Here is a 22,997-nt window from a genome sequence, read left to right on the forward strand (position 1 = left end):
ACAGGGAGGTAGACACATGTCAATGGAAAACATCGTGAGCAGGTCGAACGAGCTGCAAACCGTACATACGATAAAGAGAGATTTAAGCGTGATCGGAATTGAATCAGGGAGCACAGTTCTGGTGCATAGTTCATTATCCAGCATCGGCTGGGTAAACGGGGGAACACAGGCCGTAATTCAGGCGCTGATGGAAACGGTAACGGATGCTGGTACCATCGTGATGCCGAGCCAGTCCGGGGACTGGAGTGACCCTGCTGACTGGAGCAACCCGGCCGTTCCCGAGCAGTGGTGGAACGAGATCAGAGCGACGATGCCAGCGTACGATCCATCGGTGACACCGACGAGAGGCATGGGAAAGATACCCGAGCTGTTCCGGACGCTGCCGGACGTAAAGCGAAGCGCTCATCCGGCTGTATCATTTGCTGCATGGGGAAAGGATGCTGAAAAGCTGACGGCCGGCCATCAGCTTAACTGGAGCTTCGGGGACGACTCTCCGCTTGGAAAGCTTTACCGAACGGGTGCCGATGTGCTTCTGATCGGAGCAGGCTACGATTCCTGCACAGCGTTTCATCTCGGCGAATACCGGGCGCCCGGCGGGAAGCGAATCGAGTCTGGCGCGTCGATTCAAACCGATGCGGGTCCGCAATGGGTCACATATGAGGATATCGAGGTGGACAACGAGGAGTTTGAACAGGTAGGGAAGAAGCTTGAAGCAGAAAAGCAGGTGCATACCGGGAATATTGGTCTCGCACCGGTGAAGCGCTTTTCCGTTCAGGACGCCGTGGATGTATCCGAAGCCTATTTTTCAGAAATGCGAAGCCTAACATAAACCAATCGCTTCTGAGATGCTTTCCATACCATACGTGATGACGAAATAAGAACGCTGTGAGCTGCGCGCATTTATTGCTGAGAGTCCGTCTGTGGCAATCAGAAAAGTTGAACGTTTGAACGGGAAAGTTGATCATTTGGTCAGACAGGATGAACGTTTCTTCGTTATAGCAGTCCTAAGTTGATGCTCGTGAACATTTGCCGGCCGTTGTTAATGCTTTTGCGGCCAAAGTTGAACATTTCACGAGTCAGGTTAATGATTTGCCTGTAAAAGTTGAATACTTTCACAAGCGCTGGTTTTTGAAAAAAGTGGTCCGCTCACAATAGATGTCATATACCAGATAGCCGTCTGCTGAACCGCCTCTACAGCAAGAAATCCAGCCGGATGTTTCCGGCTGGATCGCAGCAAACGTTTGAGCTGCAGGTTGATTTCAGTACTGCGCTGAACATGCAGGTGATAGTTTATTCAGCTGCTCTACCGGACACGTCGATCGCCCGGTTCGAGCCCTCGACTGCCTGCTGCAGCGCTTCCTCCGGAGAGGTTCCTTGGTAGAGCGCCTCGAGCGACGTGACGACCTGTTCGCGTGACTCAGGGAAAACGGTGATCAGAGCGCCCTGCGTAGCCGTTGATGGAACGGTTTCCTGAAGTTGGTCGATCGGAACGGTCAGCTGCGGGAACTGCTCGTGCTCTTCTGCAACAATTTCCTCATCGTAGGCGTCCGGATGCGTAGAGAAGTAGCCGGTGTTGACGTGCCATTCAGCCTGTACGTCAGGCTCATTGAACCACTTCATAAACTCCCATGCGCCGCGCTGTTCCTCTTCGCTGATGCCGCTTCCCATCCATACCGAAGCTCCGCCTACGACCACGCCGTTCGGATCGATGTCATCAGCGTGGGGCACAAAGGAGAGATCCACCTCGAATGGAGCATCCTCTACTGCCTGCTTGGTGCCGGCAGAGGAATCCATGTACATAGCAACGTCCCCGTTTTGGAATGCAGCCCGCAGGTCATCCCAGTCGCGTCCGAAGTATTCAAAGGTTCCGGCTTCATTCATGTCGTTCAGCCATTCATATACCTTCAACCCTTCTTCACCACCGAAGGTCACTTCCGTCGCATCACCGCTGCGGCCGTTATCCATATCGACATATTCCTGGCCCTGCGTCGCGATCAGCTGTTCAAAAAACCAGCCGTGACCGAGCATCGAGAATCCGTACGTATCGTCATCGGTCAGTGCTTCCGCAGCTTCCGCAATTTCAGAGAAGGTGCGCGGCGGGTTGTCCGGGTCGAGCCCGGCCTCTTCGAATTTATCGACGTTAAAATAGAGAGCTGGTGTAGAGGAGTTAAACGGCATCGAGTAGAGCTGGTCATCTACTGTATAATAGCTGAGAATATTTTCTTCCAGCTGATCGACGTCATAGTCCTCCGCGTCGATCCATTCCTGAACCGGGGTGATGTAATCACTTTCGATCATGTATTTTGTACCAACTTCAAACATCTGCACGAGAGCCGGAGCCGTTTCTGTGCCGCCCACGGTACGAAACTGAGTGAGCAGCTCCTCATACGATCCCTGATATTCCGGCTGAATATGATAGTCATCCTGGGATGCGTTGAAATCATCGACGAGTGCCTCCAGCGTATCGCCAAGTCCGCCTCCCATGCCGTGCCAGAACTCAATTTCCACCGTATCATCCGAAGCTTCTTCGCTTGTATCCTCCGCTTCTTCTGTATTCTCCGGCTCGTTTGCCTCGGCAGCCCCGCTGTTTTCCTCACTGTTGTTCTCCACATTGTTGCCGCAGGCCGCTAAAAACAAGAGCGGCGCGCTCCAGAGCATGATTGATTTTTTCATCGTAAAAACTCCCTTTCCCTGAGTCATTTTATTTGATGGCACCCTTCGTCAGTCCTTTCTGCAGCTGTTTTTGGCCTGCTGCAAGCAGAATGAGCGTCGGAATGATCACAAGCACAACGCCTGCCATAACGAGGCCCCAGTTGGTGGCGACTTCATCAGCCTGTAGTCGGCGCAGGCCGATCTGAACAGTACGGACCGTGTCATTTGTCGTAACGAGCAGCGGCCAGAGATACATATTCCACGTTGTCAAAAAGCCGAAAATACCGAGTGTGACAAAGCTTGTTTTCGCATAGGGAACGACAACTTTATAAAAGAACTGAAAGTGGGATAACCCTTCTACCTGAGCGGCTTCATAGAGCTCGTGCGGCACGGTTTTAAAATGCTGGCGCAGCAGAAACGTTCCAAAGGCGAGAGCGAAAAACGGCACGGTGAGTGCTAAATAGTTGTTCATCCAGCCGAGCGACTGAATCGTCAAAAAGTTTGGGATCATCGTCGCTTCCCACGGGATTAATAAGGTGGAAATAAAAAGCAGGAACACGGCCTGTCTGCCTTTGAAAGGAATAAAGGCAAAGATAAACGCCGCGAGGGCACTGACGATCAGCATGCCGAGCGTAGCCGTGGAGGCAACGATGAAGCTGTTCATTAAGTAGTGCAGAATCGGTACGGATTCCAGCACACCGCGGTAGTTATCAAGCGTTGGCGCTGAAGGAATCACCTGCCGGTTTAAAATATCCTCACTCGTCATGAAGCTCACGGAAAACGCATAGAGAATCGGAAAAAACATCACCAGCGCCGCAATGCTTAACAGCGTATACAGAATCGTTTTGCGCATCACTGATAATGCACCTTCCTTTCGCCGAACTTGAACTGAAGTAGCGTCAGGACAAGGACAGCAGCGAACAGTACAATCGCCATCGCACTGGCCGGACCAAACTGATAGTAAATAAACGCTTCGCGGTAAATCGAGTAAATAATCAGGTTTGTCGCCTCAGCGGGACCGCCTCCGGTCAGAATATCGACCTGACCGAACGATTGAAATGCATTAATAAACGAAATGGTAATAATGAAGAAAAGCGTCGGTGAAAGCATCGGTACGGTAATTCGCCGGAGCTGATAAAAGTAGCCTGCGCCATCAATTCGGGCACTTTCGTACAGATGTTCATCTATATTTTGCAGACCGCCGAGCAGGATCAGAAATGAAAAGCCGGTGTTCATCCAGACGGTCGTGATCGCGATGGAGACGAGTGCCATCGTCGAGTCCTGAAGCCAGGACAGAGCCGGCAGATTCAGACCGAGCAGCATAGCGTTCAAAATACCTGCAGTCGGATGAAACATAAACAGCCAGATAACAGCAGACGCTGCGACGCTCATCCCGAGCGTTGAAGCGAATATCGTCCGGAAAAAGCCGATACCGCGCAGTTTCTCATTTGCAATCAGCGCCAGAAACAAGGCGAGCACGACCCCTGCAGGTACGGTCATGGCAACGAACAGAAGTGTCACAATGACGCTGCGCCGGAAGGAAGCCGATTCCCACAGGTAAGCATAGTTCTCAAGGCCGACAAATAACGCAGGGGAACCTTGAGCATCAGTAAAGAAAAAACTTAAGTATAACGAATAGATCATCGGATAAAACATGAACACGCCGAACAAGACGAGCGAAGGCAGCAGATACAGCAGAGCAAGCCGGTAGTTTCGCGATTTCTGCCAAACGGACTTAGCTGACGGGACGCGGTAGCGTTCAACTGCCTCCTGGACCGATTTCACTCGGTGCGGGAGTTCTTCTGCCTGCTTCACAGCGACGCCTCCTCCTGCATTTGGACATTCACTTGTCCCGGCATTGCAGTGCCCGTTTCTGCATGAAAGACGTGCAGATCGGCGCTGTTTAAGTAAACGGTCGCCTCGCTCTCCTGCTTAAAGTCCCACTGGCCGGGCAGCTTCGCCTTCCACCGGTCAGGTCCGGCACTCATCGTGAGCAGTGTCTCATTGCCGAGTATTTCCTCCGTCCGGATCACAACGGGAAGCGACCAGTCTGTTGAGGCAGAAGGTTCAAGATGCAAATGCTCCGGCCGGATACCGAGGCGAACCTTCCCGGGACGGTTCCACCTTTCATCCGGCAATAAGCCGCGGGTTCCGTGCACGTGGAGCTCTCCGGCGCCATCAATAACCGCTTCGGTGAGATTCATTGGCGGAGCTCCGATAAAGCCGGCGACAAATTCATTGGCAGGCTGATTGTATAAATCGAGCGGACGTCCAATCTGCTGTACTTCACCGTCTTTTAATACCATCATACGGTCGCCCATCGTCATTGCTTCCACCTGATCGTGGGTGACATAGATCATCGTAATGCCGAGCTTTTGCTGCAGCTGGCGGATCTCCGTCCGCATTTGGGCGCGCAGCTTCGCATCCAGGTTTGAGAGCGGCTCATCCATTAAGCAGACCGGCATTTCACTGACAACAGCGCGGGCCAGCGCCACCCGCTGCCGCTGTCCGCCGGAAAGCTCGCGCGGCTTACGCTTCAGGTAGTCTGTCATGCCGAGCATGTCGCAAGCTTCAAGGCAGCGCTTTTTCTGCTCTTGCTTCGAGATTTTGCGGACCTTCAGTCCAAATAAAATATTTTCTTCTACAGATAAATGCGGGTAGAGTGCATAGTTTTGAAACACCATCGACAGTCGCCGTTTGCTCGGAGCCGTATCGTTCGCAGACTCTCCGTGCATATAGATTTCGCCGGCTGTAAGCTCTTCAAGGCCGGCGATCATGCGGAGCATTGTACTTTTCCCGCAGCCGGAGGGGCCGACGAGCACGAAAAATTCACCAGGTTCAATCGTCACTTCTGCATCACGAACGGCGAACGATTCGCCGTTGTAGCTTTTTGTTACGTGCTTAAGCTGCACGCTTCCTTCCGCCATAACGCATCCTCCTTCTTTCCTGTTTCCTGTTCCATCGTACCGGCTGGATGTTAACGTGATATGAAGCGCGTGTTAGGAAGATGTAAAAAAGTGTAAACGTTTCTTGAAGATCATGAAGCAGTTTATACTGAAGGAAAAGGAGGAGATAGCTTGAGCGTCTTAATAGAAGAAATGCAGGAGCCTGTTGCAATCAGGAGGGCGGCCGAAGCCGTGTTACGAGACTTGCCGGAGTGGTTCGGGATCGAGGAGGCGCTGCAAACCTACATTCATCGGTCAGCGGAATTGAAAAGTCTGAGAGCTGTCCAGGGACACGAAACGCTTGGCTTTATCAGCATCGAGAGACACAATCCGCAGTCAGCGGAAATATATGTGATGGGCGTAAAGAAAAGCAGCCACCGTCAAGGGATCGGACGGAAGCTGCTTGAGGCGATGGAAACAATACTCACGAAAGAAGGGTACCGGATGCTGCTCGTTAAAACGCTGTCAGCTTCTCATCCTGACCCGGGCTACAGGAAGAGCAGAGCGTTTTATACGGCGAACGGTTTTATCGCCTTGCACGAATTTCCTGAGCTCTGGGGAAAGGAGAATCCGTGCCTGTTGATGGGGAAACCGCTCAGCTGAACGGTTTTTGCACGACGTACGTCAGCGCCTGCGTCTGAAAACCGTCGTCATTCATGTTTTCGGGGTCGGTGGAAAAGGAAAGTGTTTTCACTTTTTCGTGCAGCTTTTCCCAGTCGGAATAGCCGTTATTCAGCAGCTTCAGGGCTTCATTCGTGCTCATGTTCACCTCTACGGACAGGTCCTTGTTGCCATCGACTTGTTCATCCTGGGTGCGTGTATTCATAATAAAGCAGTGAATGCCGCCCGGCTTCGTGCCAAGCTGCAGCTGATCAAGAAGCCGGCGCAGCTCCTCTTTTGACTTCACGTGCTCAATACTAGAGACACCAATGATATAATCATACGTACCGGCTTCAATCGGAAACGCTTCAATCTCAGACTGAACGGCCTGGATCCGCTCTGCAACGTCATACTTCTTTGCATAATGCTTCAGCTGAGAGACGGCCCGTTCTAAAAAGTCAACGGCCGTCACAGAGCCGTTATCTGCCAGCTGCGCAAGCGGAATGCTGTTACGTCCTACACCGGAACCAAGGTCGAGGATTCTTGCCGTGGAAGGTGCGGGAAGCTTGTGAAAGTATGTTTCCACGACGCCGGCGGGCTTAGCCAGCCACGAGCCCTCTTCAAACAGCGGCGTTTTTTTATATAAGTCATCATGGTAGTCAATCTCTTTTTGACGAATGCGGTCAATGCGGTCCATAGGCGTGCTCCTTTCGATGATCATCTGTAAGACCCTTTAGCCCTGAAGCAGTTAAACTAAACGTAGAAAGGATGATTACCAGTGCGTACGGATAAAGAAATGAATGAGATAACCGTCGGCGAACGAGAGCCGCATAACGCCCATGTTTTTCTGCAGGAGTATACGCCGGAGTGGCGCAGGCTTTACGAGCAGGAAGCAGCATGGATCAACAGAGCGCTGGCGGACCGGGTGAAACTGCTGGAGCACACCGGCTCTACATCCGTGGAAGGACTTCCTGCAAAACCGGTGATCGATATCGTGCTCGAGGTGGAAGATGCGGCCGATGAAGCAGCGTATGTGCCTCCGCTTGAGCAGGCAGGATTCCGTCTGCACATAAGAGAACCGGACTGGTATGAGCACCGTCTGTTCAAAAGCAGCCGGACAGACGTCAATCTGCACGTATTTTCGCAGGGGGAAGAGGAGACAAAGCGAATGATCGCCTTTCGGGACAGGCTTCGCAGCTCTGAAGATGACAGGGAGCGCTACGCTGCAGAAAAGCGCCGGCTCGCTGCAAAGAAATGGCGTCACATTCAGGATTACGCAGATGAAAAAACCGCCGTCATCCAGTCCATTTTAACAGGGGCGGCGCGATGAGTAAGCTTCATACGAGGCCGCTCGCAGCAGCTGACCATGAACTGATTGATGCAGCAGAACGGGTGATTCAGCAGAATTATGCATATGGATGGCATCACGTCGGGGCAGCGGTACGAACGAGTTCGGGGAGCATCTTTACCGGCATTCACCTGGAAGCGAATGTTGGCCGCATTGCGGTGTGCGCGGAGGCAGTGGCGCTGGGAAAGGCGCTTACAGCCGGAGAGAGGGAGCTGGAGGCGGTCGTTGCCGTAGCTCACCCGCATCCGCATGAAGAAGGCGGATGCTGGGTCGTAGCGCCATGCGGGATGTGCCGGGAATTGATCAGCGACTATGCTGCAGATGCTGAGGTGATTATTCCGTATCAATCTAAAACGGCCGTATGCAGCATGCTGGACCTGCTGCCGGAAAAATATTCGTAACATTTACTGCACGAAATCAATACCGAAGCGGGTCAGCACGGCGAGAATGAGGCCGAAGATGGCGATGCTGACAGCAGAAGACGTAAATAAGCGGCCTCGATCCATACCGATAACTTTACCGGCAACGCCTACCGCCCAGGCGCCGATCACAGGAGTGGCGAGCAGCACCATCGTGAATCCTCCTTTGTTCATGCGCCGGGCTGACCGGGAGGAAGCGAGTCTGGTGAAATACCGATTTATTTTTGGGAAGCGAGTCAGCCAATCGTAAAAATAAGCAATGAACGGAATCACAAGAAAATTACCGAGCCAGGACCAGAAAAGCGCGGAATACATATCCAGTCCCATCGCCATTGCGGCAGGAACCGCAATGTAAATTTCAAACAACGGAAAAAAGCCCATAAACCAGGCTGTAAAAGCAAGCCATATATAGTCAAACATCACGGCACCTCCTAAGGACAGTAGACTACCTACCGTTCGTTAGGTAGATTATAGCACAGCTTTTAAAGGAAGTGAAACGATGAAAACGCGGGAGAAGATTTTGGAAGCGAGCATAGAGCTGTTTACGGCCTCAGGCTATGAGGGGACTAGCCTCGGAGCGATTGCGGATAAGGTTGGGATTAAAAAGCCTTCGCTCTATGCTCATTTTAAAAATAAAGAAGCGATCTTTTTAGAGGCTGTCGAAATAGGGGAAGCAGGATATCATGACTTGTTGAAACGAATGATCAATGAACAGAAGGGGACAGCGGCTCATATTTTGCGCTCACTGCTGGAAGAAGCGGTGGCAGCGTTTGAAGAGGAGCATCTGCTCAGTCAGTTTTATTACCGGTTTCTCTTTTTTCCGCCTTCAGCACTGGAGGAAAAAATACGCAGCATTACCACCCAGGGAACCCGACGGCTGGACGCCCTCCTGGCTGACATTATTGAACGCGGGCAAGAAGAAGGCGAGCTGACGACGGAGCTGACGATTGAGCAGATGTTGCGAAGCTATTTATGCATGCTGGGCGGCACAGACTTTGATATCCGCTACTACCAGCACAGCTCGGTCGACCGGAAAGCGTATCTGGAGATGATCTGGAGCGTGTTCTGGCGCGGAGTAAAAGCATGAGCAGGCTGAAACTGAGTCCAGTCTCAGAAGAAGATGCTCCCGTGTACCATCGCTGGCGCACGGATTGGGAGGTCATGCAGCATACGAGCATGACCACGGCCGTTCCCACCTACTCGGAAACCGTTCAATTTGTGCAGGAGGTTCTCATCGGGCAAAAAGCAGCGGAAAGCTGGATGCTGGAGCTTTCCACCGGCAGAACGATCGGTATCGCCTCACTCATTCAGATCGACGTTGAGAATCAGTCGGCAGAATGTATTCTTGATATTGGAGAAAAGAATTGCTGGGGACAAGGATTCGGTCAGGAGGCGATGCGGCTGCTGCTTTATCGTGCCTTCGAGGATCTTACCCTGCACCGGGTTCAGCTCCGAGTGTTTGCAGATAACGTCCGTGCTGTCGGTTTATACAACAAAATGGGATTTTTGGAAGAGGGGCGAATGCAGGAAGCGCTGCTGAGAAACGGCAGACGGCACGACATCCTGCTCATGCGGCTGCTCCGGCCTGAATGGGAAAAAATAGATTTTTTACGGTCGGAAGCACCAGAAAGTGTTGATTCCTCACTGGAAGACTAGCACCATCAAACTAGTGAGCATGCGAGGGGGAGTCAATGATGAAGAAGTGGATAGCTGCAGGTGCGGCAGTATGTGCAGCCGGCGGAATGGCAGCAGCTGCGGTTTTCGGACCGGATCTTTTGGGAGAGCCTCGGGCAGCAGGACAGGCGCCGGAGCGGCAGGCAGTGGAAAAGCCGGATGGAATGGCGGAAGAGGCGGAAGCAGCTGTACGTGAGCTGGAAGAAGCATATACAGAGCTCGATCTGACGTTTTCTGATGCAGATTACAGCGTGGGCATTCGGGACGGCAAACAGGAGGATGCGCTCGCTGCTCTGTATGATTTGCACGAAGCGTTTAACAATATCACCGGCTACGGTGCGGTTGAGGTGTTTGCCTATGACAACATTCAGGATGAAGACGCAGGCTACGAAGGGGAATACTACGGAGATATGACAGAAAACATCTATTACATGAGTGAGCACCTGCTTGAGCCGTCGCTATTGCAGCACGACATCGATAAAGGGGCGGAGCTGTTCATTTACGGCGTGCAACAGGAAAATCAGCGGGCACTCCGCTACGCGCACCGCATCTTTCACGATTTGGACGTTCATTTGAATCACGGCGGCGAAGAGTCTGGGGAAGACATCTGGCACGTTACCGAAACGTTTGGCAAAGAATCTGTGGTGGAGACAATGCACAGCGCCCTGAATGGAAATTGACGAGCAAAAAAGCGCCGGATGGGCGCTTTTTTGTATGGAATAGAACCATTGGCCAGCTGAGGTCGAACAAAGGCTGTCATACATCGATTCCTATTTCACGTGGTTACGCATCCATTTATCCAAAACGTGCAAGTAAATACTCCAGGCGCGATAAGAGTCCAGGTGATAGTGCATCGCTTCTTCTTTGGAGCCTGGCTGAAACGTGTCAGGCAGGTGGGAATAGCGCCGCTTTCCAATAAGGTAGTCATATACATGCGGATTCGCACGATGAGCCTTTTTGACAAGGGGACCAGGATCGTCTAAGGGTTTCATCAGTGGAAGTTCTTTAACCGACAGGACCGCCTGCAGAAGCACCCTGGAATACGCATCCCATGTCTCTTCAAACACATGAAAGTTCAATAGATGGTCGGCTTTAAACAGTTGATCTGACTGCACATACTGCGGGAACAATAAATAGCGGGCTCCAATATGGTCTAATTCGTCCAGCTTCATTAAGTTCTCGAGAATGGGAATACTTTCATCAAATTCTCCCTCCTCTGAGTAGAGCACCGCAAGCTCATACTGCATCGTCATGTAAGGACGGGCCTCGTGGTTCGTCCATAAGTGAGGCTCGTTCGGCTCGGCTATATGCCGAAACGCCAATTCACTGGCTTTCGTTAAGTAATGGCGTTTCATGTCAGCATCCTGTTCGACCTCTGCCAGGCACATCCAGCCTACATACGCCTCTGGAGCATAGTCGACCATATCGAAGGCCGTTTTTTTTCGGAAAGCCTCATTCCCTGCATGTCGGAACTGGCTGTATAGCTCTGCAAGAAACGGAGACATCGCATTTGACGGCTGTGCAGGAGCTGGAACAGCATCCATATCAGCGAGGAGCAGGTTGATCATTTGCCTGAGTTCGTTTACTTTGTTGCTGATAGCAGATACGGAAACGCCGTAGCGGTGGGCCAATTCTGCTTTCGAAAGCCGATCCACAGGAAACGTCGCGAAAAAATGACTTTCGAAAACGTGGTGAAGCGCCGCAGCCATGACTTCAGGCTTTTGAATCCTTGGACGCATCGTCTGCACCGTATCAATCCAGAAACGATGCAAACTGTAAATGGCATTCTCCTTTTCTGAAGAGGTGCCCTGATCCAGTTGTAATGCTTCGATAACGGCAGCTGCTTTCCCGGACGGATCGATTTCATCCAGCAGGTCGAACATATACTCCTCGGAATCATAGAAAAAGTGATCCGTATATAAAAGGTCTTCGATTATATCAATGGTTTCCAAAAAGTGCGCTGCCGCGGCGTCAGGCAGACGGAAGCCATACCTTTTTGCCTGTTCTTTCATCATGTCCTGAAACGCCGTAGCTTCCGCCGGGATAAAATTGTAACAGCCCGGAATAAAGGTGAATGTATCACCTACAGGAAGCGCAATTCCGAAGGCGTAGGGAAGTTCCGCCGTCAATACGTCCTTATTGGCAGGTGGAGCAAACCGTTCTCCTGTCCAGAGGTTTTCAATGAACGTTTTCTTTCCTTCCACCTTGCGTACGAAAAGCCCTGGCCGCACATCCGTCCACCTGGAAGCGGCTTTTTTCAGCTCAGCATGCTTGACGGTAGGAAGCAGACGTTTCATGATTTTGTCAATCGGACGTTTACCTGACGGCGTATTGGGAGGGTAAAAAGCAGCACCTACAATTTCCATATTGTCACGCATCTCATCCTGGTCGTTCGGCAGCGTGGGTCCTGGCGGAATAATGTCAAAAATCGATTTGATTACGGCTTGTATCAGTTTCTCAAGCTCATCTTCTAACCGCCGTACTGGCATAGCAATGACATTCGTTGCGCCGCAGCACTTTTTATACTTTTTTCCACTCCCGCAAGGGCACGGTGCATTCCGGGAAACGGTCATAGAATCTCCTCCTGTCCCAAACTAACATCTGTCTACATTGTACCGGATTTGAGGTGTGGTTAGGGGGTTAGTAGAAAAAAGATGCTTGAAAAGGGTCAAATGGTTCTTGCAGTCCTCAGCAGGTGCGAAGGAAAGTTTTCATTTGGACTGCTGAAGTTATCAAGTCGAGGTGCAAACATTTCAAGCTCGACGCTCAACTTATTAACCTCAGGCTGAAACTTATTATGGTTATCAACTTTCGTTCTTGATAGCGAAAATCTTATCAAACTGGTACCGGAATTTTTCATTCTCGACTACCAACTTATCATTTCAAACCGCATTCAAAAAAGCCGACGGGGAGATCCCGCCGGCTGCTCTTGCAATTAGTCTGCTTGTTCAATGGAAATGCGGCCTTCGCCGTCTTCATAGTCGACTGCGCCTTCTGTTTCCATAAGGAAGTCAAGGTGCTGGAACATCGACATTGTGACGTAGCCAGCTTCCGGCTGCACGATATCGGCGTTAGAGAAGTCATAGCCGTCTCCGCCTTCAGCCATAAAGTTGTTTGTGATGAGCGTATACGTTTCATCCGGCTGAACAGGCTCTCCATCTACGAGAAGTTCAGCTTCAACCACTTCGTCTGCTTCATCAACGTAGAACGTAAAGGTCAGACCAGATGTCTGCAAATCATTTCCGCCATCATAAGAGTCTTCAATCAAGCGCTGCAGCTCGTCACCGGAAATTTCAATTTCACTGAGCTCGTTCTGGAACGGCTCGATCACGTAAATGTCGCCGGCGGTAATGTCGCCCGGTTCGATGCTGGCGCGGATGCCGCCGTTGTTCGTGATTGCTATGTCACCGTCGAGCGCTTCCTTCATTGCATCCGTCCAGAAGTTCCCGAGAGACGTGTCGCGTTCCCAGCGGCCATCGCGGCTGAGACCGGTGTTGGTAACACCGACAACTTCACTGAGGAGTTCTTCTGCCTCTTCATTATACATATCGATCAGTTCCTGCACAGATTCATTCGTTTCTGACAATTCGTCAACGTCCTGCAGGTAAAAATCGTTGAAGCTGACATCCCCATTATCGTATTCCAGATTAAAGTGACCAACAAAGAGGGAATCGGCACCTGCCTGGACGACCGGCGTATCATTTACTACGACTTCCTCAAACGTCCGTGTATGCGAGTGTCCGCCGATTATTACATCGAAGAAATCAATTTCTTCAGCAAGGGCGATGTCCGCGCTATGCCCGATATGCGTGAGCGCAATCAGTACGTCGGTTTCCTCTTCCAGATAGGCATACTGTTCGGCTGTTTCCACGTAATCATGGAAATCAATACCTTCAATGCCGGAAGGACGGGTGGATGGTGGATTTTGCGTCAATGCGAAGACGCCAACTTCAACGCCGTCGACCTCATAGATTTCATACGGCTCCGGCTGTTCAATCGGCACATCCGGATCGACAATTTCCGTGTTCGCACTGAGCCAGTCAAACTCCGATTCATTTACACGATCAGCAAATGCCTGCTGGCCGTAATCAAATTCGTGGTTTCCGATCGCCATCGCATCCAGATTCATCTCGTTCAGGATGTCAATAATCGGTGCGCCCTCCTGCAAATCAACGACGGCATTTCCGCTGAAAATATCGCCGGCATCTAAGTAAAGGTGGTTATCCGCGGCTTCTCCCTGCTCATTAATAAATTGGGAAATCAGTCCGAGATTGTCAATCTTCGAGTGGATATCATTGGTATGGAAAATATCGATCGTCACCGGCTCGTCGGCGTAGCTGAAATCAAGCGTGACATCGTTTACAGAGAGCGTGCCGTTAAGGCCGTCCAAATCATCTTCTGCGTGCGCCACCGTAACCTGGGATCGGTCACTGCTGGAGACGCTGTAATCTGTTAATTCAGGCTCGATTACTGTGCCATTCTCCAGCTCTACTTCTACTTCAATCATCCGGTCAATGTTAATGCCGGCAGGATAGGTTTTGTCAAAATTAACCGTGAAGCTTGTGCTGTCTTCAGCAGTCACCCCTTCTACCGTTCGGTTTGGCCCCTGGCCGTTATCAGCAGCGGCAGCTCCTGTGCCGAATGCTGCAGCCAGCAGAGCCGTACTAATAACCGACAGGGAAAGCTTGGTTGAACGCTTCATCGTTGTTTGCATACACGTACCTCCTCGAATAATCAATGTAACGGGTTCAGCGTAAATTACTAAGGGAGACGAAGTAAATGCTCAGCAGTAGATGACTAGCATCGATTCAGACAATGTCACAAAACAGGAAAATACAAGGGTGGATTTTGCGAAGAAAAGGAGGGGCCGTGTTTACGAGGATTGTGTAACTGTATGTAAAAGAACAAGATAATAAATCACTACATAAACAAACTTCTTTAGGTCTAATTCTTTTGTCTTAATCTGTCGATATAATGAAAAAAAGAATAGAAATGAGGGGCAGACGATGAAAATTCGTACGTGGGCACTTCTCGTCGTCAGCGGGCTTTTGGCAGGGGCTGTCTTGATTATGCAGGTGATTATTGCACCAATGCTTTTAACAGAGGCGAACGAGGCAGATCGCAATGCAGTGGAAGAAAACGTTCTCCGCACAACAAATTTTCTGGAAAAAGAAAAGGATGGTCTGCTTCGGCAGACGATCGACTGGGCTGAGTGGGATGATTCGCACCAGTTTATTACCGGTGACTTTGACAATTACGAGGAGCTTAACCTCGATGACGATATGCTGGCCAACATCCGGGTGCAGCAAATTGTATTTCTGGATCAGGACGGGGAGCTTTTTTTCGAGAAAGGGATTGACGGGGAAGGGGATCGCCTTGATCAGCCTGAAACGTTTTTCCGAGAATTGGAGGAACATGCGGTGGCAGGTGACACATCTTTCTTTGAGGAATCGAATCATGGGCTGATGATGATGACAAGTCATCCGATCACACGCAATGACGGATCTGATCCTCAGGGGACACTGCTCATGGGAAGGCTCGTGGACGAGCAGTATACCGCGATGCTTGCAGATACTCTGTCCGTTGACGTAGCGCTGCTGTCGGATGAGCGTCTGATGTCTCTGCAGGAAGCGAATAAAATAAACAGCACATATGCGATTACAGAGGGAACGGTTCTGAGCGTTGCGGGAGAACGGTTTTACTACGATTCCCAGTCCGCTAACCTTATTCATCTGCAGCTGACGGCTGGAGCGGCGCTGCTCGTCATTGCAGGACTCTTTTTCGCGGCGTTCCGATATTTCATCGGCATGCCGGTCACCAGGCTTGCGGAACAGGTGAAGCAAATCGACCCGGCAGTTGGCGGAGAGGTGAACACGTATGGCAGGAATGCTGAAACGATTCAGCTGGAGCGTGAAATTAATACGATGCTCGCGAACATCCGGGAAGCCAATCAGGAAATATCCAAAATGGCCTATCGCGATCAGTTGACCGGGCTTGGAAATCGATTTTATCTGACCAGTCAGTTTGATGCGTTTCTAACGAAGCATGACGGTCGTGCGGCACTGTTGTTTTTTGATTTGGACGGTTTCAAAAAAGTGAACGATACGTGGGGACATGATACAGGCGATAAACTGTTGCAGCAGGCTGCCAGACGGCTTGAGGAGCATTTCGACGTTTCCCGGTTTATTACAGCGCGTGTCGGTGGAGATGAGTTTGCGGTGCTGATGGCATATGACAGCGAAGAGGATATTCGCAAAGCGGGAGCGGAGGTCATCGAGATGATCGAACGCGTCTACAGCTTTGGCACTTACCTCGCGAGCGTTTCAGCAAGCGTCGGTATAAGCATGTACCCGAATGATGCCGGTTCATTGTCCGAGCTGTTAAAAACAGCGGATGCTGCTATGTACGAGGTCAAACAGTCCGGTAAAGGTCGGACGATGCTTTATCAGGAGCTGAAGGCACAGAGTGAAAAGCGGAAACCGATGGATAGAAATGCCTGAATGCTGGAGGCGGAAGAGTACGTTTAAAGAGAATAAGAGTGCCATCACTCCACTAAAACGATCGGGGGCCTGCGCCTTCTGATCGTTTTTTATTTTCAAAACATTATCCAGCAAACAATAACAGGACTTTTAACTGCTGATTTCAGTGAAGTTTTGACGAATGAGCTATTTTCAACTGTCACTGAAAAGAGGATACTTACAGTATTCATCATATTACATAATAATGGAAGTGGGTGGGCGCTATGTTTAAAGAGTATCTTTATGATCGGAATAAAGAGCTGAAATGGAACTGGCGGGCAGATGAACTGATCGAAAGAGGGGAAGAGATCGACCTTTATTTTAAAGGGGAGTTTTATGGCCGCTGCAGCAGTTACGAAGAAGCGTTTCATTTACTTACTATTCAACACGCGTTTATCGACGTCTGGACTAATCAAAGCCGATTTGAATGAGTCGATCGATGCCGCAAACTATTCCATTATAAGGAAAACGACCGTGAGCAATAAATGTGCTGGTACGTTTAAAAGGACTCTTTTTAAATATATTGAAAAAGAGTGGTACAAAGGTTTTGCAGTAAGAATAGGTCCTTTGTATAATCAACGTACACGTTAAACACGTTGTACAACCCGGACATCACTTGAATCGTAAGCAGCACGATCAACAGGAAGGTCCGGACTGCCGAGAAGGCAGTCCTGTTTTTTGCGGTTGTTTCACGGTCAGGAGGGATCGTATGAAAGAAGGATATATGATACAAGAAAAGTACGATCATGCAGTCCTGTTCGATGTGCCAGGCTGGACAATGCACGCTGGAACGTTTCAGCAATATGCAGGCGACGTGAGCGCATACGATGCCGTTTTTCTATTTATCGATAAAGCTGACAGCGCTATTAGAATCCTTGCTGAGGACACGGGACATTGCATTCTCAATAATCCGCTTCTCCTGATCGTTCCGAAAGAAGCAATCGTCTCGTTCTTGCCGGCGCTGCAGTTTCCGATCGCTGGAATATTCAACCGGGAATTCTTCTTAACTAATGCGGAGGGTATTTTGCAGGACCTGGACACGTATCCGGCGGGTCTTTGTCCGGAGGGGCATGAAGGACTGGTCACTAACATGTACGCACTGCAAGCACCCGGAACGCCGATTGAATATTTTGTACTGGAGGAAACCAATCTTCCGGAAAAAATGAATCCACAGGCCAGAAAGCTGCTGCTGTTGCTGCTGAACGGCGCTGATAGCCGTACGCTGCGGTTCAGACATGGGTATACGCAGGCTTCCCTGCAGCACGCGAGACAGAAGCTGATGGAGGAGACGGCTTCAGACAGCGTTACAAAAGCCGTAGTCACCGCCATTCGAAACGGATGGACCACCCCGGTGCGTGCTTCTGCCCCAGAAAGGGTGCTGCTTTGACACTGCAGGAGATCAGGCTGTTGCATGAGAGCGGTTCATATCGTCTGTCTGCTTCCATTCAATCGTCAGATGCCGGCAAAAAAATGTATTACATTGCCTTGACACCGATGCGGGGAGACCTGCCGCCGCACTTGTACATCACAGAAAATAGGACGGTCTATCAATTTGTACAGCGTCTGCTAACCTGAAAAACACGATAAATATAAAAACCGAACGATCGCGGGAACTCCTTGACGAGTCTCCAGATCGTTCGGTTTTTTTGAGGCGGGGGATCCTTATGCCTCCAGCAGGTAATGCAGAGATTTCGTCATGGATTCGTTAATCGACGTCAGCTCGCGGTTGATATCGGCGAACCGTTCGATGACGCGGTTATTCTCTTCCACGGAGCGGTCTACCTGGTTAAATGAGCTGCTCAGGCTTTCTGAAGCAGTCCGAATCTCAGACATATGTGAATCAATCAGTCCCGATGCTTTCGACGTTTCCTCTGCCAGCTTGCGCACTTCTTCAGCAACGACGCTGAAACCTCTGCCGGCTTCCCCAGCTCTTGCTGCTTCAATAGATGCGTTTAGCCCGAGAATATTCGTCTGGGAAGAGACCTTGTTTATCATATTCAGTACAGCGTCAACGCTGTTAATACTTTTTTCTACCTGTTCCATGCGGATTTCAAGACCTTCGCTTGAGCTGCTGAGCCCTGCAGCTGCCTGTTCAAGCCGTTTTGTATAGTCGGTTACCGACTCGAGAACAGTTTCTGTCTTTTTAATGTTTTCCTCTATTTGAATCAAGTGCTCTATGTTATACCCGATCCCGAGAGCACCGATCACCTCGCCGCGTCCGTTGTGAACCGGCCAGGTGCGCCCAAGAAAATGCACGCCGTACGCTTCAAACGGGGGACGTCCGGATTGAGGCGTTCCACGCAGTGCCCCCTGCATCACTTCGTCATCAGACGGAACCGGATCGCCTGCCTGAATCGGAACATCGATTGTCCGTCCCGGGAAATGAGCGAGAAACCGCTCCTTCGTCACAATATCCATCATAAAATCATCTTTTGAGATCTGCTGGAATATCGGCGCCGCTACGACCAGCGCCTGTAAAATCTCTTCATCGGTCATTTGAGCGAGCTGATCCTTCTGCAACACATCCATCATGGCCATCACGTCCTTCGTCAAATCTGTCCTCTTCTCTAATCGGCAGAAAGACCTATTTCGTGAAGAAGAACAATATATTTTGCTATAAAGGTTGAAATACTATACAGGGGTATTGTATAGTGGAATCAAATACAAAAAGGAGGGATCGGTATGGCCGCTCCGGAGAAGAAAGTCGTGCAGCCGAACAAGCAGCAGCTTTTAAACCGCCTCAAGCGGATAGAAGGCCAGGTCCGCGGGATTCATAAGATGGTGGACGAAGACCGTTACTGCGTGGATGTGCTCAATCAAGTGTCTGCCGTGAACTCCGCGCTTCATAAAGTGTCGATGGCGCTGCTTGCGGATCATACGCACCACTGCGTAGCCAGAGCCGTGCAGAATGACAACGGGGAAGAAGCGATCGATGAAGTGCTTGATGTAATGGAACGACTGCTCAAATAATTTCTGAAGGAGGAACGATGCATGCTGAATAAAACGATAAACGTAAAAGGAATGACTTGCGGGCACTGTGTATCATCTGTTGAGGGAAGCGTCGGAAGTCTGGAAGGTGTCGATAAGGTAAAGGTAGACCTCGATCAGGCAACGGTTGATGTTGTATTCAATCCGGATCAGGTGACGGAAGAACAGATTAAAGAAACGATTGATGATCAGGGATTTGACGTTGTTTCCTAAATAGCAGATCGGGCTGACACGGTAGAATCGTGCAGCCCTGCTTTTTATTCAGTTTAATACTCCTTAGGGGTATATGTTTCTTGCGAAAGGAAGGTGAAGCTCTTATGAAAAAAGTAAACATGTCTGTCTCCGGTATGTCGTGTGCGTCATGCGTGAACCGGGTGGAAAAGTCGCTGAAAAAAGTGGAAGGCGTGGAAGAGGCGAACGTGAACCTGGCCTCGCACAGTGCGCAGATTCGCACGAGTGATGCTGTCACGACCGAACAGCTGATTCAGGCAGTGGAAAAGATCGGCTTTGGTGCGGATGTGGATGAAGATGGATCGGTGAAGGACCGCTCGGATAAACAGGAATCGGAAGCCTCCTCATTGAAAAAAAGTGTGCTTTGGAGCAGTATTCTCACTGCGGTCGTCTTAGTCGGAAGTATCCCGCACATGATGCCCCACTGGGGTACATGGGTCCCGGCGTTTCTGGCCAGCCCTTACGTTTTGCTCATCTTAACGACGTTCGTGCAGCTCGGGCCTGGACGCCGGTTTTATACAAAAAGCTATCAAGTACTGAAAAACGGTTCGGCGGACATGAACGTGCTCGTTGCGATGGGAACAACCTCAGCCTGGCTTTACAGCGGGGCGCTAACGCTTTTCCCGGCTTATCTGACGGGGCTAGGATTCCCGAATGAGCTTTATTATGATGTGACAACCGTCATCACCACGCTCATTCTCGTCGGCCGTTATTTGGAAGCAAAGGCTAAAGGGCAGACGTCCACAGCGATTAAAAAGCTGATGAACCTGCAGGCAAAAACCGCTCGTGTCGTCCGCGGCGGCGAGCAGCTGGAGATCCCGCTTGAAGACGTAGAGATCGGTGATGAGCTCATCGTCCGGCCGGGTGAACGGATTCCGGTGGACGGTATCGTATTAAAAGGTGCTTCAACCGTAGATGAATCGATGCTGACGGGAGAATCTATTCCCGTAGAAAAGCAGCTTGATGACCCGGTGATCGGTGCGACAATCAATAAATCCGGCAGCTTCACGATGCAGGCCTCCAAAGTCGGAAAAGATACGGTGCTGTCTCAAATTATCCGCATGGTCAATGAAGCACAAGGATCGAAAGCGCCGATTCAGCGGATCGTTGACGTGATTGCGGCCTACTTTGTACCGGCTGTTGTGCTCATTGCTCTCATCAGCGCTGCTGTGTGGTTCTTTATCGGACCGGAACCGGCGACCATTATGGCGCTGACGACCTTCATTGCCGTGCTGATCATCGCCTGTCCTTGTGCCCTCGGTCTCGCCACACCAACGGCGATTATGGTCGGCACGGAAAAAGGAGCAGAAAACGGGATTTTAATTAAAGATGCGACGAGCCTCGAGCGGGTAAAGCACGTCGATACGATTATTTTCGATAAAACAGGCACGATCACAGAAGGCAGACCGGTCGTTACTGATTTGCTGCCGCAGGGAGCTTTCACAGAAGAAGCGCTGCTCCGCGCAGCGGCTTCCGTGGAAAACAGCTCGGAGCATCCGCTCGGCGAAGCGATTGTCGACGCAGCAAAACAGCGAGGCTATAAGCTGGAAGAGCCGGAGCGCTTTCAGTCCATTACGGGTCACGGCATCGAAGCCGTTCTGAACGGACAGACGATTTTAATCGGCAATGATAAGCTGATGCGAGAGCGAGGCATCGAAACCGCCTCTCTTCAGAATGAAGCGAAGACGCTGGCTGAGAATGGCAAAACGCCGATGTTTACCGCAATCGAGGGAGAGGCCGCAGGGCTCGTAGCTGTAGCAGATACGCTGAAGCAGGATGTGAAGAAATCCGTGCAGGCGCTGCAGGGGCTGGGCATGAAAGTACTGATGCTGACAGGGGACCATGAAGGCACTGCCGCTGCGATCGCCAGAGAAGCCGGAATTGACGACTACATTGCGGAAGTGCTGCCGGAACACAAGGCAGATGCCGTGAAAAAGCTGCAGGCAGAAGGCCGGGTCGTCGCGATGGTCGGGGACGGCATTAACGACGCACCGGCGCTTGCACAGGCAGATGTCGGCATGGCGATCGGAACCGGCACAGATGTTGCCATGGAAACGGCAAACATTACGCTGATGAAAGGTGACGTCGCAAAAGTAGTGACGGCAGTGAGGCTCTCTCGTTCGACGATGCGCATGATCTGGCAGAACCTCGGCTGGGCATTCGGCTACAACGTTGTGCTCATCCCGGTAGCAGCTGGTGTGTTGTTCCCGGTGTTCGGCATCCTGTTGAATCCGATGCTTGCAGGTCTTGCAATGGCACTCAGTTCCGTATCCGTCGTGCTGAACACCTTGAGACTGCGAAAATTCAAATCGATTCCGGCTGCATAGCTGGACCGGGCACCAGAGGACGATCTCTGGTGCCCGTTTTGTTGGGGTTTTACTAAATCAGGATCAAAAAGCAGGCGCGTTGTAAAAGCTGAAGCAGCTTCTCGGCGCTTTTTTTAAATGACGGAACATTCGTCGTTGAAAGTGGTCTCGAGTTTGATAAGATCAGGCGCTAGAATGAAAAGTTCAGGCAGGGAAATGATAACATTTTCGCTATCGCGAACGAAAGTTGATAACTGTAATAAGTTTCAGCCTGAGATTGATAAGTTTAGCATCGAGATTGAAACGTTTGAGCTTCTGTTCGATAACTTCAGCCCTCAGAATGAAAACTTTCCTCACATTCTTAAGGAAGCTTCCGGCGGCCGGAAGCCATCTGAGTTAAGCTTTAGAAGAAAGTTAAACGTTTTTGCTGGAAAAGTTGATCATTTTGAGGAAGCGGATGAACGTTTATTCGTTATAGAAGTTCTAAGTTGATGCTCGTAAACAGTTGCGAGGCGAGGTTGACGCTTTTGCAAACGAAGTTGAACATCTCGCAGTAAAAGTTAATGCTTTTGCCGGAAAAGTTGAACACTTTCGTTCTGCCGGGCAGACTTGCAGCGCTTCGACCGCAGCCGGAAGCCGGTCTTTTTTACACAGAAAAAGCACTGAAGAAACCGAAACCGGCTTTTTCAGTGCTTTTCAGTGCGATCAGGAAGCGGATTGATCCGGCACGAGACTGTCCAGGGACTCTACTACCTGTTGTTCCGTTTTGCCGCCGACATGATGCTCCTGCACTTCGCCGGTTTCGTCAATCAGAAAAACAGACGGAAGGACGCCGACTCCATACGCGCTGCTCACGAGCATGTTGCGGTCGATATAAAGCTCGTAATCAAGCTGAAATCGCTGCTCGTGGCGCTCGACTTGAAGCTCCGTCTCATCTACGTTCACGTTCAGCACCTGCACGCCGAGTTCTTCATATTCCTCAAAATGTTCATTCAGGTACTCCATTTTATCGCGGCAGTAGGTGCAGTAAGTAGCCCAGAAGTTGAGGTAAACTCCTTCACCTTCGAAGTCCTCTAAGTACATTTCTTCCCCTTCCATATTTTCGAGTACAAAATCAGGCGCTTCATCCCCTTCTGCGACAAGGCCCTGATCCTCTGAAAAATGATTATAAAAGGTATATCCAATCGCCAGCAGCATGACAAGCAGTATGCTGGAGCGAATGAGAAGCCGGTTCTTTTTCATGCTGGTTCCTCCTCGAACAAACATCGTTCGTGCAATCGTACCAGCTGAAAAACCGGGATTCAACAGGCAGAAAG

23 protein-coding genes are annotated in these 22,997 nt (G+C 50.6%); 13 read left to right on the forward strand and 10 right to left on the reverse strand.

Annotation, left to right across the window (positions count from 1 at the left end):
* Positions 1-16 precede the first annotated feature (16 nt).
* Positions 17-829: an aminoglycoside N(3)-acetyltransferase gene (locus tag HCN83_RS01115; protein ID WP_246238045.1), complete on the forward strand. Its 813-nt coding sequence runs from the start codon at positions 17-19 to the stop codon at positions 827-829.
* Between the two features lie 461 nt (positions 830-1,290).
* Here HCN83_RS01115 and HCN83_RS01120 read toward each other — a convergent pair whose 3' ends face one another.
* Genes HCN83_RS01120 through HCN83_RS01135 form a run of 4 tightly spaced genes read right to left on the reverse strand, consistent with a single transcriptional unit; the run spans position 1,291 to position 5,579 of the window.
* Positions 1,291-2,673, reverse strand: coding sequence for an ABC transporter substrate-binding protein (locus HCN83_RS01120; protein WP_168004451.1), 1,383 nt, complete (start codon positions 2,671-2,673; stop codon positions 1,291-1,293).
* 28 nt (positions 2,674-2,701) lie between these two features.
* Complete coding sequence (locus tag HCN83_RS01125) at positions 2,702-3,505, reverse strand: carbohydrate ABC transporter permease (RefSeq protein WP_168004452.1); 804 nt, start codon at positions 3,503-3,505, stop codon at positions 2,702-2,704.
* Positions 3,505-4,437, reverse strand: a complete 933-nt coding sequence (locus tag HCN83_RS01130) for a sugar ABC transporter permease (RefSeq protein WP_343033636.1) — start codon at positions 4,435-4,437, stop codon at positions 3,505-3,507. Before HCN83_RS01130 ends, HCN83_RS01125 begins: the two co-directional genes overlap by 1 nt.
* A gap of 26 nt (positions 4,438-4,463) precedes the next feature.
* The gene (locus HCN83_RS01135; protein WP_168004453.1) at positions 4,464-5,579 is read right to left on the reverse strand and encodes an ABC transporter ATP-binding protein; all 1,116 of its coding nucleotides are present in this window, start codon (positions 5,577-5,579) and stop codon (positions 4,464-4,466) included.
* A 150-nt stretch (positions 5,580-5,729) separates the two neighbouring features.
* On the opposite strand from HCN83_RS01135, the gene HCN83_RS01140 reads away from it, so the two are divergent.
* Positions 5,730-6,200, forward strand: a complete 471-nt coding sequence (locus HCN83_RS01140; protein ID WP_168004454.1) for a GNAT family N-acetyltransferase — start codon at positions 5,730-5,732, stop codon at positions 6,198-6,200.
* Here HCN83_RS01140 and HCN83_RS01145 read toward each other — a convergent pair.
* Entirely contained in the window at positions 6,193-6,894 is a 702-nt protein-coding gene (locus HCN83_RS01145; RefSeq protein WP_168004455.1) for a class I SAM-dependent methyltransferase, read from the reverse strand. The two genes, HCN83_RS01140 and HCN83_RS01145, sit on opposite strands and share 8 nt — an antisense overlap.
* Before the next feature lie 81 nt (positions 6,895-6,975).
* On the opposite strand from HCN83_RS01145, the gene HCN83_RS01150 reads away from it, so the two are divergent.
* Complete coding sequence (locus HCN83_RS01150; RefSeq protein WP_343033633.1) at positions 6,976-7,527, forward strand: GrpB family protein; 552 nt, start codon at positions 6,976-6,978, stop codon at positions 7,525-7,527.
* Positions 7,524-7,946 (forward strand): cytidine deaminase, encoded by a 423-nt coding sequence (locus HCN83_RS01155; RefSeq protein WP_168004456.1) that lies wholly within the window; start codon positions 7,524-7,526, stop codon positions 7,944-7,946. Before HCN83_RS01150 ends, HCN83_RS01155 begins: the two co-directional genes overlap by 4 nt.
* Positions 7,947-7,949: 3 nt before the next feature.
* Here HCN83_RS01155 and HCN83_RS01160 read toward each other — a convergent pair whose 3' ends face one another.
* On the reverse strand, positions 7,950-8,384 hold the full coding sequence (locus tag HCN83_RS01160; RefSeq protein ID WP_168004457.1) for a small multi-drug export protein: 435 nt from the start codon (positions 8,382-8,384) through the stop codon (positions 7,950-7,952).
* Between the two features lie 79 nt (positions 8,385-8,463).
* On the opposite strand from HCN83_RS01160, the gene HCN83_RS01165 reads away from it, so the two are divergent.
* The 3 genes from HCN83_RS01165 to HCN83_RS01175 are packed head-to-tail and all read left to right on the forward strand — an operon-like array spanning position 8,464 to position 10,318.
* A complete protein-coding gene (locus tag HCN83_RS01165) occupies positions 8,464-9,051 on the forward strand; it encodes a TetR/AcrR family transcriptional regulator (RefSeq protein ID WP_168004458.1) in 588 nt (195 codons plus the stop codon).
* Complete coding sequence (locus HCN83_RS01170) at positions 9,048-9,620, forward strand: GNAT family N-acetyltransferase (protein ID WP_168004459.1); 573 nt, start codon at positions 9,048-9,050, stop codon at positions 9,618-9,620. Before HCN83_RS01165 ends, HCN83_RS01170 begins: the two co-directional genes overlap by 4 nt.
* A gap of 38 nt (positions 9,621-9,658) precedes the next feature.
* Entirely contained in the window at positions 9,659-10,318 is a 660-nt protein-coding gene (locus tag HCN83_RS01175) for a hypothetical protein (protein ID WP_168004460.1), read from the forward strand.
* A 90-nt stretch (positions 10,319-10,408) separates the two neighbouring features.
* Here the strand turns inward: HCN83_RS01175 and HCN83_RS01180 are convergent, their stop codons facing one another.
* Complete coding sequence (locus HCN83_RS01180; protein ID WP_168004461.1) at positions 10,409-12,211, reverse strand: YecA family protein; 1,803 nt, start codon at positions 12,209-12,211, stop codon at positions 10,409-10,411.
* A gap of 362 nt (positions 12,212-12,573) precedes the next feature.
* A complete protein-coding gene (locus HCN83_RS01185; RefSeq protein ID WP_168004462.1) occupies positions 12,574-14,352 on the reverse strand; it encodes a bifunctional metallophosphatase/5'-nucleotidase in 1,779 nt (592 codons plus the stop codon).
* Between the two features lie 292 nt (positions 14,353-14,644).
* On the opposite strand from HCN83_RS01185, the gene HCN83_RS01190 reads away from it, so the two are divergent.
* From HCN83_RS01190 to HCN83_RS01200, 3 genes are all read left to right on the forward strand, one after another.
* Complete coding sequence (locus tag HCN83_RS01190; RefSeq protein WP_168004463.1) at positions 14,645-16,138, forward strand: diguanylate cyclase; 1,494 nt, start codon at positions 14,645-14,647, stop codon at positions 16,136-16,138.
* A gap of 242 nt (positions 16,139-16,380) precedes the next feature.
* Positions 16,381-16,587 (forward strand): hypothetical protein, encoded by a 207-nt coding sequence (locus HCN83_RS01195; RefSeq protein ID WP_168004464.1) that lies wholly within the window; start codon positions 16,381-16,383, stop codon positions 16,585-16,587.
* A gap of 278 nt (positions 16,588-16,865) precedes the next feature.
* Positions 16,866-17,543, forward strand: a complete 678-nt coding sequence (locus HCN83_RS01200) for a hypothetical protein (RefSeq protein WP_168004465.1) — start codon at positions 16,866-16,868, stop codon at positions 17,541-17,543.
* Positions 17,544-17,818: 275 nt separating this feature from the next.
* On the opposite strand, the gene HCN83_RS01205 is transcribed toward HCN83_RS01200, so the two are convergent.
* Positions 17,819-18,709 (reverse strand): methyl-accepting chemotaxis protein, encoded by an 891-nt coding sequence (locus HCN83_RS01205; RefSeq protein WP_168004466.1) that lies wholly within the window; start codon positions 18,707-18,709, stop codon positions 17,819-17,821.
* A gap of 129 nt (positions 18,710-18,838) precedes the next feature.
* Between HCN83_RS01205 and HCN83_RS01210 the strand changes: the two genes are divergently transcribed.
* From HCN83_RS01210 to HCN83_RS01220, 3 genes are all read left to right on the forward strand, one after another.
* Complete coding sequence (locus HCN83_RS01210; protein WP_168004467.1) at positions 18,839-19,126, forward strand: metal-sensitive transcriptional regulator; 288 nt, start codon at positions 18,839-18,841, stop codon at positions 19,124-19,126.
* 21 nt (positions 19,127-19,147) lie between these two features.
* Entirely contained in the window at positions 19,148-19,357 is a 210-nt protein-coding gene (copZ, locus tag HCN83_RS01215; RefSeq protein ID WP_168004468.1) for a copper chaperone CopZ, read from the forward strand.
* A 104-nt stretch (positions 19,358-19,461) separates the two neighbouring features.
* Entirely contained in the window at positions 19,462-21,702 is a 2,241-nt protein-coding gene (locus tag HCN83_RS01220) for a heavy metal translocating P-type ATPase (protein WP_168004469.1), read from the forward strand.
* 684 nt (positions 21,703-22,386) lie between these two features.
* On the opposite strand, the gene resA is transcribed toward HCN83_RS01220, so the two are convergent.
* On the reverse strand, positions 22,387-22,923 hold the full coding sequence (gene resA, locus HCN83_RS01225) for a thiol-disulfide oxidoreductase ResA (RefSeq protein ID WP_168004470.1): 537 nt from the start codon (positions 22,921-22,923) through the stop codon (positions 22,387-22,389).
* Between the last annotated feature and the right edge of the window lie 74 nt (positions 22,924-22,997).

Source organism: Alkalicoccus luteus, from assembly GCF_012034335.1.
In the GTDB taxonomy this organism is placed as follows: domain Bacteria; phylum Bacillota; class Bacilli; order Bacillales; family Salisediminibacteriaceae; genus Alkalicoccus; species Alkalicoccus luteus_A.

Coding starts and splice junctions, on each gene's coding strand:
- HCN83_RS01195 (WP_168004464.1), top strand. CDS start 16,381: ATGTTTAAAGAGTATCTTTATGATCGGAATAAAGAGCTGAAATGGAAC.
- HCN83_RS01155 (WP_168004456.1), top strand. CDS start 7,524: ATGAGTAAGCTTCATACGAGGCCGCTCGCAGCAGCTGACCATGAACTG.
- HCN83_RS01185 (WP_168004462.1), bottom strand. CDS start 14,352: ATGCAAACAACGATGAAGCGTTCAACCAAGCTTTCCCTGTCGGTTATT.
- HCN83_RS01165 (WP_168004458.1), top strand. CDS start 8,464: ATGAAAACGCGGGAGAAGATTTTGGAAGCGAGCATAGAGCTGTTTACG.
- HCN83_RS01210 (WP_168004467.1), top strand. CDS start 18,839: ATGGCCGCTCCGGAGAAGAAAGTCGTGCAGCCGAACAAGCAGCAGCTT.
- HCN83_RS01180 (WP_168004461.1), bottom strand. CDS start 12,211: ATGACCGTTTCCCGGAATGCACCGTGCCCTTGCGGGAGTGGAAAAAAG.
- HCN83_RS01175 (WP_168004460.1), top strand. CDS start 9,659: ATGAAGAAGTGGATAGCTGCAGGTGCGGCAGTATGTGCAGCCGGCGGA.
- HCN83_RS01170 (WP_168004459.1), top strand. CDS start 9,048: ATGAGCAGGCTGAAACTGAGTCCAGTCTCAGAAGAAGATGCTCCCGTG.
- copZ (WP_168004468.1), top strand. CDS start 19,148: ATGCTGAATAAAACGATAAACGTAAAAGGAATGACTTGCGGGCACTGT.
- resA (WP_168004470.1), bottom strand. CDS start 22,923: ATGAAAAAGAACCGGCTTCTCATTCGCTCCAGCATACTGCTTGTCATG.
- HCN83_RS01120 (WP_168004451.1), bottom strand. CDS start 2,673: ATGAAAAAATCAATCATGCTCTGGAGCGCGCCGCTCTTGTTTTTAGCG.
- HCN83_RS01200 (WP_168004465.1), top strand. CDS start 16,866: ATGAAAGAAGGATATATGATACAAGAAAAGTACGATCATGCAGTCCTG.
- HCN83_RS01115 (WP_246238045.1), top strand. CDS start 17: ATGTCAATGGAAAACATCGTGAGCAGGTCGAACGAGCTGCAAACCGTA.
- HCN83_RS01190 (WP_168004463.1), top strand. CDS start 14,645: ATGAAAATTCGTACGTGGGCACTTCTCGTCGTCAGCGGGCTTTTGGCA.
- HCN83_RS01220 (WP_168004469.1), top strand. CDS start 19,462: ATGAAAAAAGTAAACATGTCTGTCTCCGGTATGTCGTGTGCGTCATGC.
- HCN83_RS01145 (WP_168004455.1), bottom strand. CDS start 6,894: ATGGACCGCATTGACCGCATTCGTCAAAAAGAGATTGACTACCATGAT.
- HCN83_RS01135 (WP_168004453.1), bottom strand. CDS start 5,579: ATGGCGGAAGGAAGCGTGCAGCTTAAGCACGTAACAAAAAGCTACAAC.
- HCN83_RS01125 (WP_168004452.1), bottom strand. CDS start 3,505: ATGCGCAAAACGATTCTGTATACGCTGTTAAGCATTGCGGCGCTGGTG.
- HCN83_RS01160 (WP_168004457.1), bottom strand. CDS start 8,384: ATGTTTGACTATATATGGCTTGCTTTTACAGCCTGGTTTATGGGCTTT.